This is a genomic window from Neorhizobium sp. P12A (assembly GCF_008365395.1).
Lineage (GTDB): Bacteria > Pseudomonadota > Alphaproteobacteria > Rhizobiales > Rhizobiaceae > Rhizobium.
Map to the genome: position 1 here is coordinate 16,020 of NZ_QOVX01000012.1, position 17,305 is coordinate 33,324.

At 59.3% G+C, this 17,305-nt stretch carries 19 protein-coding genes; 9 read left to right on the forward strand and 10 right to left on the reverse strand.

Features of this window, described 5'->3' with window-relative positions; all coding sequences use genetic code 11:
• Positions 1 to 116: 116 nt before the first annotated feature.
• Complete coding sequence (locus DTW90_RS25595) at positions 117 to 968, forward strand: hypothetical protein (RefSeq protein WP_149341957.1); 852 nt, start codon at positions 117 to 119, stop codon at positions 966 to 968.
• 360 nt (positions 969 to 1,328) lie between these two features.
• On the opposite strand, the gene DTW90_RS25600 is transcribed toward DTW90_RS25595, so the two are convergent.
• On the reverse strand, positions 1,329 to 1,958 hold the full coding sequence (locus DTW90_RS25600) for a hypothetical protein (RefSeq protein ID WP_149342145.1): 630 nt from the start codon (positions 1,956 to 1,958) through the stop codon (positions 1,329 to 1,331).
• 285 nt (positions 1,959 to 2,243) lie between these two features.
• Between DTW90_RS25600 and DTW90_RS37220 the strand changes: the two genes are divergently transcribed.
• A complete protein-coding gene (locus tag DTW90_RS37220; RefSeq protein ID WP_188080042.1) occupies positions 2,244 to 2,414 on the forward strand; it encodes a hypothetical protein in 171 nt (56 codons plus the stop codon).
• 291 nt (positions 2,415 to 2,705) lie between these two features.
• On the opposite strand, the gene DTW90_RS25605 is transcribed toward DTW90_RS37220, so the two are convergent.
• On the reverse strand, positions 2,706 to 3,596 hold the full coding sequence (locus tag DTW90_RS25605; RefSeq protein ID WP_149341959.1) for a LysR family transcriptional regulator: 891 nt from the start codon (positions 3,594 to 3,596) through the stop codon (positions 2,706 to 2,708).
• Between the two features lie 107 nt (positions 3,597 to 3,703).
• Between DTW90_RS25605 and DTW90_RS25610 the strand changes: the two genes are divergently transcribed.
• The 6 genes from DTW90_RS25610 to DTW90_RS25630 are packed head-to-tail and all read left to right on the forward strand — an operon-like array spanning position 3,704 to position 8,581.
• Positions 3,704 to 4,846, forward strand: a complete 1,143-nt coding sequence (locus DTW90_RS25610) for an aldo/keto reductase (protein WP_149341961.1) — start codon at positions 3,704 to 3,706, stop codon at positions 4,844 to 4,846.
• A gap of 52 nt (positions 4,847 to 4,898) precedes the next feature.
• Positions 4,899 to 5,744 (forward strand): oxidoreductase, encoded by an 846-nt coding sequence (locus DTW90_RS25615; protein ID WP_149341963.1) that lies wholly within the window; start codon positions 4,899 to 4,901, stop codon positions 5,742 to 5,744.
• 14 nt (positions 5,745 to 5,758) lie between these two features.
• Entirely contained in the window at positions 5,759 to 6,754 is a 996-nt protein-coding gene (locus DTW90_RS25620; protein ID WP_149341965.1) for an aldo/keto reductase, read from the forward strand.
• A 55-nt stretch (positions 6,755 to 6,809) separates the two neighbouring features.
• Positions 6,810 to 8,012, forward strand: coding sequence for a carboxymuconolactone decarboxylase family protein (locus DTW90_RS25625; protein WP_149341967.1), 1,203 nt, complete (start codon positions 6,810 to 6,812; stop codon positions 8,010 to 8,012).
• 11 nt (positions 8,013 to 8,023) lie between these two features.
• Positions 8,024 to 8,176, forward strand: a complete 153-nt coding sequence (locus tag DTW90_RS37685; RefSeq protein WP_246665040.1) for a hypothetical protein — start codon at positions 8,024 to 8,026, stop codon at positions 8,174 to 8,176.
• A gap of 21 nt (positions 8,177 to 8,197) precedes the next feature.
• Positions 8,198 to 8,581, forward strand: coding sequence for a flavodoxin (locus tag DTW90_RS25630; RefSeq protein ID WP_246665041.1), 384 nt, complete (start codon positions 8,198 to 8,200; stop codon positions 8,579 to 8,581).
• Between the two features lie 32 nt (positions 8,582 to 8,613).
• Here DTW90_RS25630 and DTW90_RS25635 read toward each other — a convergent pair whose 3' ends face one another.
• Positions 8,614 to 8,796: a hypothetical protein gene (locus DTW90_RS25635; protein ID WP_149341969.1), complete on the reverse strand. Its 183-nt coding sequence runs from the start codon at positions 8,794 to 8,796 to the stop codon at positions 8,614 to 8,616.
• Between the two features lie 248 nt (positions 8,797 to 9,044).
• Here DTW90_RS25635 and DTW90_RS25640 point away from each other — a divergent pair, with 248 nt between their 5' ends.
• Positions 9,045 to 9,509, forward strand: a complete 465-nt coding sequence (locus tag DTW90_RS25640; protein WP_188080043.1) for a hypothetical protein — start codon at positions 9,045 to 9,047, stop codon at positions 9,507 to 9,509.
• 40 nt (positions 9,510 to 9,549) lie between these two features.
• Here the strand turns inward: DTW90_RS25640 and DTW90_RS25645 are convergent, their stop codons facing one another.
• The 7 genes from DTW90_RS25645 to DTW90_RS25675 all read right to left on the reverse strand — a co-directional run bounded on the left by DTW90_RS25645 (position 9,550) and on the right by DTW90_RS25675 (position 17,298).
• Positions 9,550 to 10,431, reverse strand: a complete 882-nt coding sequence (locus tag DTW90_RS25645) for an ABC-three component system protein (protein ID WP_149341971.1) — start codon at positions 10,429 to 10,431, stop codon at positions 9,550 to 9,552.
• Positions 10,432 to 11,451: 1,020 nt separating this feature from the next.
• Positions 11,452 to 12,285, reverse strand: a complete 834-nt coding sequence (locus tag DTW90_RS25650; RefSeq protein WP_149341973.1) for a hypothetical protein — start codon at positions 12,283 to 12,285, stop codon at positions 11,452 to 11,454.
• A 212-nt stretch (positions 12,286 to 12,497) separates the two neighbouring features.
• Entirely contained in the window at positions 12,498 to 14,270 is a 1,773-nt protein-coding gene (locus tag DTW90_RS25655; RefSeq protein ID WP_149341975.1) for an adenylate/guanylate cyclase domain-containing protein, read from the reverse strand.
• Between the two features lie 189 nt (positions 14,271 to 14,459).
• Positions 14,460 to 15,029: a zinc-binding dehydrogenase gene (locus tag DTW90_RS37690; RefSeq protein WP_149341977.1), complete on the reverse strand. Its 570-nt coding sequence runs from the start codon at positions 15,027 to 15,029 to the stop codon at positions 14,460 to 14,462.
• Entirely contained in the window at positions 15,014 to 15,394 is a 381-nt protein-coding gene (locus DTW90_RS37695) for an alcohol dehydrogenase catalytic domain-containing protein (protein ID WP_149341978.1), read from the reverse strand. The genes DTW90_RS37690 and DTW90_RS37695 overlap by 16 nt, the downstream gene beginning before the upstream one ends.
• A gap of 15 nt (positions 15,395 to 15,409) precedes the next feature.
• Complete coding sequence (locus DTW90_RS25670; RefSeq protein WP_149341980.1) at positions 15,410 to 15,946, reverse strand: hypothetical protein; 537 nt, start codon at positions 15,944 to 15,946, stop codon at positions 15,410 to 15,412.
• A 242-nt stretch (positions 15,947 to 16,188) separates the two neighbouring features.
• Positions 16,189 to 17,298, reverse strand: coding sequence for an AI-2E family transporter (locus DTW90_RS25675; RefSeq protein ID WP_149341982.1), 1,110 nt, complete (start codon positions 17,296 to 17,298; stop codon positions 16,189 to 16,191).
• Positions 17,299 to 17,305 lie beyond the last annotated feature (7 nt).

The following is a 17,305-nucleotide window of genomic DNA, read 5'->3' on the forward strand; positions in this document are numbered from 1 at the left end:
GTCGATATGAAGGCCGACTGGAAGTAGATCTTTCCTTCGAAGTGAATCGGTCGGCTGCGCGAGCTTCGGGGTTCGCGCGCCATCGCCAAGCTAAACCAAAGAAAAGGAGTCTAGCCATGCTTACTCGAAATCTGGTCTGTGCCGTCCTATTGGCCGGCACCTTCTATTCCACGGCCGGCGCCGCGTTGGCGCAGGATGCGAGTGTGAAGCCGCACGTTCCGCTGCAGAAAACGATCGGTGTAGTGACGCCGACGGCACCTGTCCCTTCGCTCTTCGTTCTCAATTCTGCGGGCGCGACGCTGCAGAATGACAAGCTCACCATGACCGGCGTCTCGGCGAACTCGATTGTCTTCGCGGATCGCCCCGTGCGGTCCGCAGGTCATGTCACGACCGAGCAGTTCATCATGCAGTGGGACAAGGACAAGGACAACTTCATCAACGATCCTCCCAACGCGACCATATCCGTGCTGGGCGGAGACGGGTCGAAGGTAGAGGACGCGGTGGTGGTGCTCAAGGCGCCCAAGCTCGAAGGCGGCAACCTGACATTCGAAGTTTCTGTCCTGGAGGGGAGCCTTAGCGGTTCAAGCGGACCCGCAGCGCTCTTCATCGACCGCGGCGGCGGCTTCGGTGGGGGTGGTTTCGGAGGCGGCGGACACGATTTCGGCGGAGGGGATTTCGGAGGCCGTGATTTCGGCGGAGGAGACTTCGATCGCAGCCGCGGGGACTTCGCCGGGAGCTATGGGCGCGTCGGAGATACGGCCGTGTACCACAACGACCGGACGGGAAATACATATGCATGGCACGGTGGAAACTACTGGCATGCGCCGGTCTATCACGGCGCCTGGTATGCCGGCGCCCCGGTGGCGGCCGGAGTGGCTGTCGGCGCCGCGATCGCGCATCCCTACTGGTCGGGCTACTACAACAGGGGCTACCGCTGCGGCTACTATCCCTATCCGCCCTGCGAGTGATGGAGTGATGGTGATCAAATTGAAGGTCTGAATCGCTGGCAATCCTCAATCCATGCCGCGCGCAAACAGTGGAGCATAGTCCGCACTCGATTTCGATGACAGGTAACGACAAACGAAGCTGATAAAATCTGCGATTGGCTATCATGGAGGGGGCAGCTCTTCCAGATGACGGTCGGGTGGAAGAGCTCGTCTATATCCTTCGTCGAGCAGCGGGTCGGAGGCTCCAATAACCGGCGCGATAAGGGATGACGCTGAACATGGTCCTGACGATTCCACATTTGGATTAGTGGCTGCCTCTCATGCGGCCCTTCTCCCGGAGTGGCCTAAGGATTTGGATCGCCGGGTTACAACCGGCTTTCGTTATCGAAGCAGCCCGTCGACATCGAACTCCTCCCAGCCGCGAAGCTGCGAAGCCGGCTCGTCCGTTATTTCTCCTCTGGCCTTTTTCGTCTTGCCCGCCGTCTTCAGCGACCGCGTCAGTTTTGCTTTATATGCCGCCTTCCGACGGTTCTCCGCCTTGGCGATCGCGTCTTCTTCCCGCCATTCGTCGACGGCCCCGCGGTCCAGCAGATCTTCCACCACCTTGGGATCGAAGATGTGAAACGTGATGCGTCGGGCGCGCCCGTTCAGCCTTACGGTCCGGGTTCCTGCGCTCGGTAGCCGGCCGTCCGCGAGCCAGCGGTGCCGTTCCCCGGCTTTGATAGTGAGGATGTCCTGAATCTCTCGCGGTATGACGGGGAGGTTTTCGACGTCCACCATTGCCTTTGCAAGGATGGCTACCGCCGCATTGAACGCTGCCTTCTCCCTGACCGGCATAGCAAGGATGATGTCCCCACCATAGAGAACAAGCGCCTTCTTCAAGGCTGTCGGGAGGCGACTTTGCAGTTCTTGAAATATCCCTTTTGAACGCACTGCCGATCCCATGGTGGCCGCGGGAGGCAGCGTCCATGTCCGGAGGAGCTCTACGTCGTTCTTTTCGTGTTTCGGCATCACGCGTAGATGGGAAGGGAAGCCTTCCACGTCAACGAGTTGATAAGACCTCGGAGAAGCCGCCACTTCTTCCTGATGCCAACCGGCAGCGTCGCCAGATGTCGCCACCGACCCCAAGGCGTCCTCCATCGTTTCCTGACATTCGATGAAACGGGATGGCCTTCGAAAGGTGGAGGAAGCATTCGGCTCATCGCACCGAAATGTCGTCCGCTTCGAACTTCAAGGCGCCCATCTTGTCTGCAAGTCCAGCGTCACCATTTTGAGTCCAATCCCCGGAGTATCGACATGGACGACCTGATCCTCACGACCGTTTTCGACGACGACATGATGGAAATCTTGCCGCCTGAACGGAAAACGTGCGCCACCGGGGTGCTGTCCTCCTGTGACTGCTGCGGGCGGGCCGCCGTCATAGACGAGGATTGCTCCGGTATCTGCGAAGAATGTCTCCTGCCCTGAACGAAGTCTTGTCCACGGCAAATGCCGAAGCTTCTTCGTGGTAGGAATCGACTGTCACCAAGTGCTCCTGTCGGCGACCCCGGTTTGACAATCGAGATCGATCTCCTGAGGGGCACGGCGGTCGTCTGTTATCGCGGCGAGATTGTCATGCTCGGACCGCTCGCCAATCAGAGCTTGGCAACGAAGGCAGGCGAGAGACATTACAGAGATTGGGGCTGAGACGACAGGGAGCTTGGCAAGCCCAAAGGCTGAGCAGATCTCCGCCCCGATCCCGACATCGGGTTCTCATTGTCATCGAAAACGTAGGGCTTCGACTACGAGAGCGAAGGCGGGCGAGGGGTGCCGGCGGTTCGGGTAGTAAAGATGGTAGCCGCCGAAGGGCGGACACCATTCTTCCAGCACGCGAACGAGTTCTCCTGTCGCCAGATTGTCCTGCACCTGGTCCTCGGGCATGTAGGCGAGTCCAAGGCCGCGGAGCGCAGCCTCCCGCCTCATGGCAAGATTGTTGAAGACGAGCTGCCCGTCGACCCTGACCCGCAACTCGCGGCCATCTTTTTCGAACTCCCAGGCGAAGATGGTGTCGTGGGTCGGAAGCCGCATGTTGATGCAGTTATGGCCGGTGAGGTCCTGCGGTGTCCAGGGCACGGGTTTTTGGAGGAAATACGCGGGCGAGCCTACCACCGCCATCCGCACATCGGGGCCGATCGGCACCGCGATCATGTCCTTGGCAATCTGCTCTCCAAGACGCACGCCGGCGTCGAACCTTTCGGCGACGATGTCGGTCAAACCATAGTCGACTATGATCTCTACCTTCACATCCGGGTTCTCGGGCAGAAACCTTTCCAGGGCAGGAGCGAGCACGGCAACGGCCGCATGTTCGCCCGCCGTGATGCGGACGGTTCCGGTCGGTCGATCCCGCATTTCGCTCAGCACCGCAAGCTCGGCCTGAATTTCCTCGAACCGCGGGGCTGCGGTCTTGAGAAGCCGCTCGCCTGCCTCCGTGGGCGAAACACGTCTTGTCGTTCTCGTCAGAAGTCGCATTCCGAGGCGCGCTTCCAGCCCGCGGATGGTCTGGCTCAGAGCCGACTGAGAGACGCCCATCTTCACGGCGGCTCTCGTGAAGCTCTCCTCCCGCGCGACTACCACGAAAGCGGCAAGATCGTTGAAGTTCTCAATCGGCATTTATAAGTCCTGCTAATAGGGAGATGCGGATTATAGCATCTAATCGCATGTGCCAGCGAGGTCTATATTCGAGATCGCAATCAGCGCTTCTCGAAAGGATCCCTGCAATGGCAGATCAGACGAAACTGACCATGGGCCGTCGCGGCTTCCTCGGAGCGGCAGGATCGCTTGCCGCCATTCCTCTTGTCGAAGCCAGCTACTCCCCGGCTGCAGCACAGACGGCTGAAGCAAGCAGCCCGATTGGACGCCGCAAGCTGGGGTCGCTGGAAGTGTCGAGTATTGGCATCGGCGTCCAGAACATGAGCCGCACCTATCAGACGACGATCCCAACCCGCAGCGAGATGCACGCGATCATCCGGACGGCGCACGATCGCGGCGTTACCTTCTACGACGCCGCCGAAGCCTACGGTCCGCATGAGGTCGAGCGTATTCTTGGCGAAGGGATCGAGCCCTTCCGCAACAATGTCGTCATCACGTCGAAATTCGGCTGGAACATCGATCTCGAAACCGGCAAGCGCATGCCGGGCCTCAACAGCCGGCCGGAGCATATCAAGCTGGCCGTCGAAGGCATGCTGAAGCGCCTTCGCACCGATCGCATCGATCTCCTCTACCAGCACCGCGTCGATCCGGCCGTGCCGATCGAGGAGGTTGCAGGCGCCGTCAAGGAACTGAAGGCTCAGGGCAAGGTCCTGCATTGGGGGCTTTCCGAAATGGGCCTGCAGACGGTGCGCCGAGCCCATGCCGAACTGCCGCTGACAGCAATCCAGAGCGAATACTCCATGCTGTGGCGTGGGCCGGAAGAGGCCGTGCTTCCGCTCTGCGAAGAACTCGGTATCGGCTTTGTGCCGTGGAGCCCTCTGGGCGTCGGTTTCCTGACGGGTGCCATCGATGAGCGGACGAGATTTGCCGAGGGTGACATCCGCGGCATCGAAGGCCGGTTCTCGCCCGACAATCTGCCGAACAACCTCGCCTTGGTCGCGTTGGTGAAGACGTGGGCCGAACGGAAGGGCGCGACGCCTGGACAGGTCGCGTTGGCGTGGCTGATGGCCCAGAAGCCATGGATCGTACCGATCCCCGGCAGCACGCAGATGCCGCACATGCTCGAGAATGTCGGAGCAGCCACGATCAGCTTCTCCTCCGACGAAATCGCCGAACTGAACAAGGCGGTCGCCGCCATCCAGATAAAGGGCGCCCGGCTGCCCGACCAGGTGCTTGTCTATTCTGGCGTCGAAGCGCCGCCACGGACGTGATCACTTGGCATGGATTTGCATGGGAAATTGAGATGACACGAAAGGATAGACAATGACGACCTGGCTCATCACCGGCTGCTCCACGCGACTGGGGCGGAGCCTCGCCGAGGCGGTTCTCGCCGCCGGGCACAATGCGATCGTGACGGCGCGCGATGTGTCGAAGGTGAAGGATCTCGCGGTGCAATATCCAAAGACCGCCTACGCCGCCGCGCTCAACGTCACCGACAAGGCGCAAGTGGCTGACGTCGTCGGCGAAACAGAAAAGCGGTTCGGCTCGATCGACGTGCTCGTCAACAACGCCGGCTACGGCTACCGTGCGGCGGTCGAGGAGGGCGACGAGCAGGAAGTCGCGGATCTCTTCGCGACGAACTTCTTCGGCACCGTCTCAATGATCAAGGCGGTTCTCCCCGGCATGCGGGCTCGCCGTTCTGGCACCATCCTCAACATATCCTCGATCGCCGGCCGGCTGGCCGCGCCTGGCTCGGGATACTATTCGGCGTCGAAGTTCGCGGTCGGCGGCATGTCCGACGCACTGCGCAAGGAACTCGCGCCACTTGGCATCCGCGTAACGATCGTCGAGCCGGGCGCCTTTAGGACGGACTTCGCCGGAAGGTCGCTGCAGCAGTCGAAGATGAAAATCGACGACTATGCCGCAACTGCAGGACCGCGCCGGAAGGAGAACGACAAGACGCATGGCACGCAGCCAGGCGACCCGCGACGGGCAGCCGCCGCTCTTCTCGAGCTGGTCTCGCGATCGGAACTTCCCGCCCGGCTCTTGCTTGGGAGCGACGCCGTCAAGATCGTCGGCAACGAGGTTGACGGCCAGCGTCAGGAGATCGACGCCTGGAAGGAACTGAGCGTCAGCTCGGACTTCGCGTCCGAGGGAAGCAACAATTGAAGAAGGAAGCGACAATGCAGAAGCGCAAGCTCGGACGCTCCGACCTCGAGGTCTCAGCCCTCGGTCTCGGATGCATGGGGATGACCGGCGTCTACGGGACGGTCCCCGAAAAGGGTGAGATGATCAAGCTCCTTCGCGACGCTCACGAGCGTGGTATCACCCACTTCGACACCGCGGAGGCCTACGGGCCGTTCGCCAACGAATCCTTGCTTGGCGAAGGACTGCGGCCGATCCGCGATCAGGTGACGATCGCCACCAAGTTCGGTTTTGATATCGACATGGAAACTGGAGCCCGAACAGGCGGCACCAACAGCCGGCCTGAACACATCAAGGCCGTCGCCGACGCCGCGCTGAAACGTCTGAAGACCGATCGGATCGACCTGTTCTATCAGCACCGCGTCGACCAGAACGTTCCGATCGAGGATGTCGCAGGTGCGGTCAAGGACCTCGTCGCCGAAGGCAAAGTGAAGCACTTCGGTCTTTCGGAAGCTGGCATCAACACCATCCGCCGCGCGCACGCCGTCCATCCGGTCGCCGCCGTTCAGAGCGAGTACTCGCTGTTCTGGCGTGGCCCAGAACAGGAGCTTTTGCCCATGCTTGAAGAGCTTGGCATCGGTTTCGTTCCCTTTTCTCCGCTCGGCGCTGGATTCCTGACAGGAAAGATCGACGAGGCCACGACCTTTGCTGAAGGCGACTTCCGCAACATGGTGCCGCGGTTCTCTCCCGAGGCCCGCAAGGCTAACCTCGAGCTCGTTTCGGTCGTCAAGACGATCGCAGAGCGTAAGCAGGCGACGCCCGCCCAGGTCGCTCTCGCATGGCTCCTGGCGCAGAAGCCCTGGATCGTCCCGATCCCCGGCACTACGAAGCTCCACCGCCTGGAAGAAAACATCGGTGCCGTTGACCTCGGGCTGACGTCCGACGACCTGACAGAGATCGATCGCGAAGCGTCCAAGATCGAAGTACAGGGTGAGCGTCTCCCCGAGGCAGTCTTGAAAATGACCAGGCACTGATCTGCGGCCAGACAGATCTACTCGCACAGTTAAAGCAACTGATGGAGACGAGTCGATGAACAAGATCACAGCAACCGTCGCCGCGTCCGCGCTGGCGATGACAGGCGCAGAGGCCGAAGAGAGGCGTCCACGGGTAGCGCCGCCCGCCGTCTACGAGACTGCGCCCGGACTTGGGCATTTCACGGACGACGTCCTCTTCGGAGAAGTCTGGGAGCGCGGGGAACTTTCGCCTCGCGACCGGAGCCTCGTTACGGTTGCGACGCTGGTTTCGACCGGCAAGACGGCACAGGTTGGCAACCACGTTCGTCGAGCCCTTGATAACGGCCTGAAGCCCGAAGAGGTGGGCGAACTTGTAACGCATCTCGCCTTCTACTCAGGCTGGCCGAACGCGATGTCGGCTGTGACCGAGATCAAGAAGGTATTCGAGGAACGCGGGATCGTCGTCGTCGCAAGCGTCGGTGAGGACCGGATCCAGTTTGAGGCCGCCGCCGAGACGGCACGCGCGTCGACGGTCAACGCGAATGTTGCTCCGACTGCCCCGGCGCTCGCTGAGCTGACAAACCGTGTTCTCTTCGGGGATCTGTGGCAGCGCCCCGACCTCTCTGCCCGCGACCGCAGCGTGGTGACGATCGCTGCTCTCGTCGCTATCGGTCAGCCCGAGCAACTCCCGTTTCATGCAAATCGCGCGATGGACTACGGTCTGAAGGAGCAGGAAGCGTCGGAGGTCGTGACGCATGTCGCGTTCTACGCCGGATGGCCACGGGCCATGTCCGCCGTGCCCGCGCTGCAGGAGGTGTTCGAGATGCGGGCGGCGGCGGCGAGTGCGCCGGTCGCGCCAGAGGAAATTAGGGTGACGCGGTCAGGCGAGGGACGAGCGGCGGCACCGGCGCAGTACTTCACCGGCAAGGTCGAGACGTCGGGGTTCTATCGCGGCGACGCTCCGGCGCGTATCGGCGGCGCTACGGTATCCTTCAAGGCCGGCGCGCGAACGGCATGGCACACCCATCCTCTCGGTCAGACGCTGTTCATCGTGTCGGGAAGGGGATTGGTTCAAACGGAGGGCAGGCCGGTGGAAATGGTCGCTCCTGGCGACGTCGTATGGATCCCGCCTCACGTTCGTCACTGGCATGGCGCTTCGCCGAACGAGGCGATGACGCATTTCGCGGTCGCCGAGGCGCTTGACGGCAAAAACGTGACCTGGATGGAGAAGGTCACAGATGAAGAATATGCCGCCGGGCAGGCGACCGAACGACTGTGATGGAGATCCGAATGCGTCGACGCGACTTCCTGCAGACCCTTCCGATCGTGGCGGCGGCCGTATCTTCGCTCGACCACAGCGCGTGCGCACAGGGTGCCGGTTCACCGGGAGTTCTTGTCGCCTACTTCTCCCGAACCGGGAACACGCGGGTGATCGCCAATTAGATCCGGAGAGCCAGGGAGGCCGTGCTCTTTGAGATCAATCCGGCTACTCCATATCCGGAAGACTACGAGCAGACCGTGGCGCAGGCGAGCCGGGAGACCACGGCCGGCTACCTTCCTCCGTTGGCGGCCTCGGTACCAGACCTTGAACGGTTCGATGCGATCTATATTGGGCTGCCAATCTGGGGCATGACCGCGCCGCCGGTTGTCCGTGCGTTCGTCCAGGCCCACGACCTGTCGGGCAAGACCGTCCATCCCTTCATCACCCACGGAGGCTACGGCGTTGGCAGCAGTCTCGACGTGCTGAAAGCGATAGCATCACGGGCTGACTGGAAGCCGGAGTTCGTCATGGAAGCCGATCAGGAGCGGAGAACCCTTGAGCAGGTAAGGGGCTGGCTGGCCGGGTGATTATGAAACGGCCTTCGCACCGCGACCGATTGTCAGCCGCTCCCCGGCGACACGCTCTCGTCACCCCTGTCCGGCAACGATCCGGCACCGGGCGTCTTGCTTTCGTCCTGAAGGTGCTCCTTATCATGAGGACCGGCTGGCGGATGATCCTGTCCTGCGACAGGCATCTTTCCGGTTTCCTCGATCGCCTGTCGAGCTTTCGTGTCCTTGTTCATGTCTGAACTCCTTACATTGGCAAGGGGGAACCCGCGGCGTTCGACAGAGTTCCGTCGAAGGGGGAGTGCCGGCGCGGATCCTCCTGAAAATAAACGAAGATCACCGACTTGACGCCCTTACGTTTGTTCTCTAAACGTTCTCGCCATCATGTTGTACATCGCTTTCTACCGCCCGGCACGAATACGTTGACCGACTGCCGGACATAGTTCGGCGTCCGCCTCATCGTATTGTGTTTTCCGAGGGTGCCATGAATAGCATTCCCTTCGAGATGCCGCCGGGCGATGTCGACCCGCGACAAGCGTCTCCCCGTTTTTTCTATCCGCTTGCCACGATCAAATGCGCCGGGTCACCGATCTTCCGGACGCAAGATGCCCGCGATTTCGCATGTCTCCTTGACGTCGAACCCGACGTTCTCAGTTGGAGCTGCGTCGGGGTCGAGCTGACCTACGGCGACGAGACGTATGTCACCGACTTCGTCGTCACGGGTACGGCCGTTGTCGAAGAGATTGAATCCATACGGGATGAGATGTCGGATGAAGCGCGGGTGTTTTTTGGATGGCGGCCTTACGCGGAGAAGTGGGCGTTCCCGAATCCAATCTGGAGTGAACTCCGGCAGGCGTTTCAGGAGGGCAGGGATGATGCAGAGAGAACACCAGAGCGTGCGAGGTGCCCGGTCTTTCCGCTATCAAGCTTCTCGGAAATATGGGGCTAGCGGATCGCAGGATTCGTCAGCCGCAAAGGCCGCGATTCGATCATTTGATCGCTCCAGGTACCTGCCGGCGACGTTTAGGGCTAAAGCGACGAAGTTCTCTTGAAACGTTGATGGGTGAGTCCAGGAGATGTTCTGCTCGTCCAAGGCAATCCTTGTGCTGACGTCTATGCGTATCAATGACACCGCTGTAGACCTCATGTTTGAAGGTATCGACGTAGTCGAGCGGCGTCGAGTCTCGATAGAACCGTTCGAACTCCATGGCATCAAAGAACCGGATGCGTTGATCGCGGAAATGGTCACCATGGTCGGGATGCGACAGCGCGTCAGACGAGTCCCGAAATGTCTGTCGCGAACGCTCGGCATATATATGCAGAAGCTGGGAGACATAGACGCTTTCGGTCGCCTGCAGGTCCGTCGGAACCGAGCCGCGAGGCGCCCGTCCAGGATCCGCATCGAACCAACCCACGAGAACGCGCAGGCAGTATGGGTCGGCAACAAGCTTCTCAGCATCGAGCCAGTCGATGTTCTTGAAGTCGAACTCATCGATCTTTGCCTTGATTTCGGTGCTGAGTGGGATCGTCGTCTTTTCGACGAGTCTGCGTGCGATCAGTTCGTCCCATCTCTGGATCACGGCCGTCCGGAACGCCTCCGGATGACTTACAAGCTCTTGAACACCCCTCGCAACACCTCTTGGCGCTACGAACGTATATCGACGCGGCAACGAATATGCACCATCGGCGGAGTGCTTGAAAATCTTGCCGAGTTCGAGAAAAGCGTTACCAAGCGATAATCTTTTCTTGAGCTGCTTGCACTGGAAGTTATCCCACGGCCCTTCATGTCGGTTGTCTGTCACATATCCGACGACATCGCGGCCAAGGTCGCCAGTCTCTCCCCACCGCTGCCATTGGCGATATTCGAGCACGCGGCTCGCCACCCAATCCTTAACGAAATGCTCAAGCTGCTTGTCGTCAAGCGCAAGGACTCGTGGTTCATACTGGTGCTTCAATTTAGACCGTCCGGATGACGCGAATCAAAAGAGGAATACTCGCCACATAGTTCGGATTGTCCCTTGAAGATGTCAACGTGAGGATGTGTCTTCTCTATTGGTCACTAAGCTGTAGATGTCACATCGAGCCTTAACGTCCATCCACGACCAGTGGCATCGGGATCCGACGCGTAGTGAACTGATGTCCGCAACCCAGTTCCCCAAGGAACGTCGCAGAGCAACAGTTAGAAGGACTCAGCCCTCGGCAGATAGGGCGGCCTTCCAAGATTAGGACGTGCTCGTCGACGCGTGGGATCTCTCTTCCCAGAGCTCCCAAGTCGAGTTCGAAACACAAGGGATTTCAGATGCATATCGAGGTGTTTCGGCAAACGCAGCCTTGCGACCTCAGTCGGACGTTCCGGCCACACGCCATCGCTTGTAGTAAAGGCAAAAGGCTGTAGCGGATCTTGTCGTCTATAATGTTGACAACGCAGCGAGTCCTTTCGCTAAGTGACGTTAACATTAAATACTGATGTTTAATTCAAGCCTTCGAAGTACAGAAATCATCTGATTTTGATGCTGACGAGGGAGTATTTTGTTTATACTGAAAAGTCCGCGATCTTTCTCATTTATATTTTGTCCCCTCAACGATCGATAAGTATTGATGTTTACCTTTTGCACGGTTTTTGACAGCCTGCAGCCCCGCCGGCGAATCCGTTTTTTTAGGCTCGCCACCTCCTTTCTCAGTCGCAGGGTTAACAGACGGTTCTTGACGACCTGCTTGTGATTGAAGTGCGAAGTTGTTTCGATCGGAGGTGGATGGGTTTGCTCGCTGGCCCAGTGCTTGAAGACAGTGTGCCTTTCCACAAGAGAGGTGAGGGCCGCCTTTGTTTCTGGAGCGTGGTCGTCGCACGGTGGTTCTAGGAGGAATAGGCTATCCGTGAGAGTGCGGCGGTATCACGAATCCACGCTTATGGGTTCAGAATCCGCGATTAGCGGTATCCAGTCCGCGCTTATGTGGCGATGCAGACCGATTGTCCCGATACCTTTCATGGTCGTGCCATAGACGGCGCCGACCAGATGACGAACGCCAGGCATCGTCCAGAACCTGTGCTGCAGGAAGAAGCTGCGCAGCAGCGTACCGTTGAATGTCAGGCATCGCGCCGATAACCCATCGTTCAGCAGATCTTCCTCGCGGGCATCAAATCGAAGCCACTTGACCAGCTCGGTGCGTAACCTGTCGTCGTCCAAGTCGTGAAACAGTGCCTGCTTGTTTAGTTCTACGACCCACTTGATCGTTTCCGAGTCGTTGCGTGTTTCAAAGCTGTGGCCAAGGCGCGCCGCTTCCGCCTTGAGCTCGGCGATGATCGCCGGAGGACATGCGGTGCCGTCGTAGGGGAGGCGTGACGTGTGACGTTTCAAGATAAGCCCCGCATCGATGTCAGTGACCTGTTTGTCGGTCTTGATCAGCCGCAGCTCCGCCACGGTCTGTGGGGTCTCAAGATCGCCGTTCGTATACATCGGCGTGTGATCGAAACGGGTCTGAAGTTCGTATCCCAATGAATGCGCGGCGATGGAACAGATCTCCGCGAATATGCCGGCCGTCAGCCAGGTAAATCGGGCGGCCGGATCGGCAACCCAAAGACCCCGACGAGGAACGAAGACGATTTCAACCGTGCTGGCGTCGACGATACGGAGCCTGAATGGCTGCGTATTGTGCGGACTGGGCGCCTTATGAGCGAACGTCGCAATCGTCTGCCAAGCGCTTTGTGGATCAATGATCGGGGTCATGACTGGATCTTTAAATTTAAATACTTACTGCAACCCCAAGTTTTATGTTTAAAAAGATATTTCAGTAGATCAATATTTTGGATGCCGAGTCTCGGGTTCAGATCCTTTCAAGAAGCCCAATATTGTTAAATTGAACAAAATCAGATCGGCATGCACGTTTACCTGCGCACCGTCATTGGGCCGCGACGTTCGGATCGGACATCAACCACCCGTCATTCTACGACACCGGCGTTGCGCAGACCCTCCATGACGAGCTCGAAATCGGCGGGGTTCTTGAACGGCAAGACTTTGCGACGGTATTCCAAGGAGTAGTCGGGATTGACGCGCAGCACCTCTTGCCACATCGCGCGAGCCTCTTCGAAACGGCCCAGGTGCCCGTAACAAGCGGCCAAAAGCGCGCGCGAGACATCGGTGGCGGGGTTGCGGCTTACGCGCTGCAGCAACAGTTCGACGGCCTCTGGGTACCTTCCCAGTTGAAACAAGGCCCAAGCCTGAAAGTGAAGAACGATATCCGGAAAGTATGGGTTCAGAACCCTCGCCCGATCGAAATAGGCGAGTGCCTCCTCGGGTCTGCCTGAATAGACAAGTGCCTCGCCGAGGCTGACCTGCCCTTCGGCGAAGTTCGGATTGAGGACTATCGCACGCTCGGCCTCGCTGATGGCTCCATCGTGGTGCCGCGAGTAAAGGTTGACCAGGCTCAGCGACCAGTGCGCCACGGGATCGCTATCATCCCGCGCTACCGCCAGCGTCGCAGCCTCTTCGGCTTGTTCGATCGAGCGCTCCGGCAACGCGCTCCACCGGTTCAGGTAGTCGAGCCCGTGGGTTAGGGCGAGGAAGGCGTGCGCCGAGGCGAAGTTCGGGTCCAGTTCGACGGCACGTTGCATAAGGTCGCGGGCGTCGCTGTTGGTTTGCTTCGTCAGCCGGTGCCACAGTTCCCGGCCACGCAAGAAGCAGTCATACGCCTCGGGGTGCCGGCTCTGCCCCGGCGCCAGTCTTTGCCGATCGCCCTCCGTCAGGTTGACCGCCAGCGCGCTGACGATCTGCCGCGTGACATCGTCCTGAACCGCGAATATGTCGGTGAGGTCGCGATCAAACCGCTCCGCCCATAGATGCCCGCCGGTGGTCGCATCGATGAGCTGCGCGGTGATGCGTACCCTGTTCCCCGATTTGCGTACGCTGCCCTCAAGTACATGCCGCACGCCGAGCTTCGTGCCCACCTCCTGCACATGGACGTACTTGCCCTTGAAAGTGAACGACGAATTGCGAGCGATGACGAAGAGCTGCGACAGCTTCGATAGCGCAGTGATGATGTCTTCCGAGATGCCGTCGGCGAAGTAGTCCTGTTCGGCGTCACCGCTCATGTTGGCGAAGGGCAGGACGGCGATCGAAAGCTTCGGCGACGCTGCCGTCGCCGGTTGGCTCGTCGCGGTTTCCGACGTCGCGGCTAACTTGGTCCCTGCGCTGCCGACTTGCAGCGAATAGACCCGGATCGGCTCGGCAATGTTCTTGAGCTGCGTGCTGCCGAGATCGCTGACCGAGAGGTCGAGCCTCGCCTTGACTTGGCGATAGGCATCCTCGGACAGGCAGATCGAGCCCGCCGCGGCGACGCCCTCCAATCGCGAGGCGATGTTGACGCCGTCGCCCATCAGATCGCCGTCGCTTTCCTCGACGACGTCGCCCAAATGGATACCGATCCGGAACTCAATGCGACGGTCCTGCGGGACGCCTTCATTGCGCTCCACCATACCGTTCTGCACCTCAATGGCGCAGCGCACTGCCTCCACCACGCTGCGGAACTCGACCAGCGCACCATCGCCGGTGCGCTTCACCACCCGGCCATGGTGCACCGCGATCGTGGGATCGATGAGATCGCTGCGCAGTGTCCTCAACCTCGCCAGGGTGAGGTCCTCGTCCGCGCCGGCAAGTCGGCTGTACCCAACCACGTCTGCGGCCAGGATTGCAGCCAGCTTTCGGTTCTCGCTCATGGCGCTGTCTCCTAACCTCCACGATAACAGGGAGACAGAGGGCAAGAAAGAACTTTTAGTTTCCCGGTGTTTTTAGGATTTGGAATTTGGTGTCGGTGGTTCGAGTCCCTTCAAGAGCAGAAACCATTTCCGTCATCACACATGAAAATCGCTGAGAACGATTTTGCCGAACACACCGCCGGCTTCCATTCACCGGTGGGCATCCGAGGCAGCCGAGAACGAATAGAGTGCTCCAACGACGGGCTGAAGCCCTTTGCCCATCATTGGCCGCACCTGGTCACTGAACCGCCCGATCATTGCTCTCTTCTCTGCCTGTGATCTGGATTTCATGACCGTTCCAAGAAGTTGCAAGTGGTTATGAAGAACGGTACCGAGGGGAATGATGGCATGGTCATCACGTCCCAGCAGCCCGACCTGAACAAGCCGACCGCCCGGCGCAAGACTTCTGCCGTTGCGGGCCAGATAAGACCCGCCAACAAAGTCGATGATCAGCTCCACGCCGCGTGAGGCAGTCACGTCAGTGATCTCTGCCTTAAAGTCGACTGGCTTGTAATCGAAGACGAAATCTGCGCCTAGGGCCAGCACGTTCTCAATGTTGTTTCCAGACGCGGTGGCCAGCACTGCCGCGCCCCGGGACTTCGCAAGTTGGACTGCAGCCGATCCGATCCCGCCTGCAGCGGCATGGACGAGAATAGTCTCGCCCTCCGCGATCCTTCCAAGATTTGAAAGCGCTTCCCAAGCTGTCACGAAGCTTTCCATGACTGCGGCTGCATCGGTGAAGGATAGGCCAGCCGGAATGACCGCCGCCAAGCCGCTGTCGAGGTGGGCATACTGCGCATAGTGGCCCCGCCACCGACAATCCCCATGACACGGTCGCCGACGGCAAAGCCGGTTACTGCGTTTCCCACGGCTATCACTTCTTCAGCGACCTCGAGGCCGAGGATGTCACTATCACCGCAAGTCTGAGCGCCATAGACGCCTTCACGTTGAAGAAGGTCGGCACGATTGACACCTGCCGCCATAACCTTCACCAAAAGGTCCTCGGGACGCACTTCGGGCATGGGGACATCGGCAAGTCGCAGGACATTCGCGCTCCCGAAGTCATCGAAGATGATCGCTTTCATCGCAAGGTTCCTCTCTTACTTCGAAAGCGCACGCCGGGCGATGCTGGCAGCGAAGAGCGGGGTTTCGCGTTTGTTGTGGTCGCCGCCTGCGGCCTGACGGGCTGCCGCAGCGTCTTCATAAGCGACGCCATGGTCTTGGATAAAGCTCATGAACGCATCCGTCGGATGGGCTGTGACCTTATTGGTGTAGCGCGTCCTGCTGTCGTCGATTTTCTCAGCGATCAGTTCCCGGACGACATTGACCTGGGTTCTGCCGCTGGCGGTGAAGACATCCGAGATCGAGTTCATCCGGCAATAGGCCGGTTCGGCGACTTCGGCCACATAGTGCTGTACCACCAAGCCTGAGCCGATCTGTTCGACATTGATCGACATCCGACGGCCGTCATCGGTCCAGGTGATGCCTGCTGCAATATGGTCAGGCGGGCAGCAGCGAAGATATTCGGCTTCGGGCAGGTTGAAGAGCCAATCGGCAATGTCGATCGTTTCGAGCGGAACGTCGATCTCTGCGGAATAGGCGGATTGGGAGAGAATTGTATCGAGGATCTTGACCATCGGAGTATTCCTTCTGTTTGGTGGGCAATGCCCGTTGACGAGAAGGAATGTGCTCCTGATGCCTAAAGATGATAACGAACTGAATAGTTGGAACGGTTTTGCGTCGTAGGCAAAGATGAGAGACCCACGCTTTGCCGAACACCTGGCGGTTTTGTGCCATGATTGTTTCCGGTTCTCCGGGCGTCGGCGTAGGAACGAGCCTCCGCGCCTGGCTCGCAAGCTCGTCCCATCACCTGCCTTCATCACTCCCGTCCTGCTTTAAAGTGCCGGGAAGCCGATGAATCCTCACTCAATACTTTGGACTTTGATCTCTCAGCATTCCGCTGTTCGGCGAAAATTGACCATGCGGCGATGAACAAGGCGGCGATCAGGGGGCCGATGACGAAGCCGTTAATGCCGAACAGGGAGATGCCGCCGACTGTCGAGATCAGCACGACGTAGTCGGGCAGTCGCGTTCCCTTGCCGACCAACGGCGGGCGCAGCAGATTGTCGATCAGCCCGATAACGAAGATACCGATGAGAACGAGGATCGCTGCTTTCAGCCAGGCTCCCACGAGGACCAACCAGATAGCAGCCGGACCCCATACGAGCGCCGCTCCGATAGCAGGCAGCATCGACAGGAACGTCATCGTCACGCCCCATAACAGAGCGGCCTCTACACCCAGAGCCCAGAATGCCACGCCGCCGATCGTGCCCTGGACGATCGCGATGATGATGTTTCCCTTGACGGTAGCGCGCACGACAGCAGAAAACTTGTCGAGAAACTGCCGCGTATAATCGTCGCTCAACGGGATGGCATGCCGGATCTTGCCGCTGAGGTCAGCGCCATCTCTGAACAGGAAGAAAAGCAGGTACAGCATAATGCCGAAGCTGATGAAGAACTGCAGGGTATTTTGACCAAAGCTGAGCACGCTTCCGCCGATCGACCGGCTTGCCTGCACGACGCCCGACGAAATGTTCGCTCCCAATTCCGAAAAACCTCCGAGCTTTAGTGAGGTCAGCCAGTTTTCGATAAAGGCGGGCAGGGCATTCTGGATCCGGACCAGATATCCATTGAGATCGATTTCGTTGCTGCTGATCCGTTGGTAAAGGCTGGTTCCTTCCTGGATAAGAGACCCGAGAATGATCATTGCCGGCACGATAACGAGGCATATGCACATCAACACCGTCAGCAGGGCGGCGATGCGGCGGCGGCCTCCTGACAAATGCTCCAGTCGCTTGTGCACCGGAAAGAAAATGATTGCCAGGATAACGGCCCAAAAGACAGCGCTGTAATAGGGAATAAGCAGCCAGATGAACGCGATCGTCACAAGCGCCAGAAGGACGTAAAAGCTCGTACGCTGAATTGACATGTCTGCC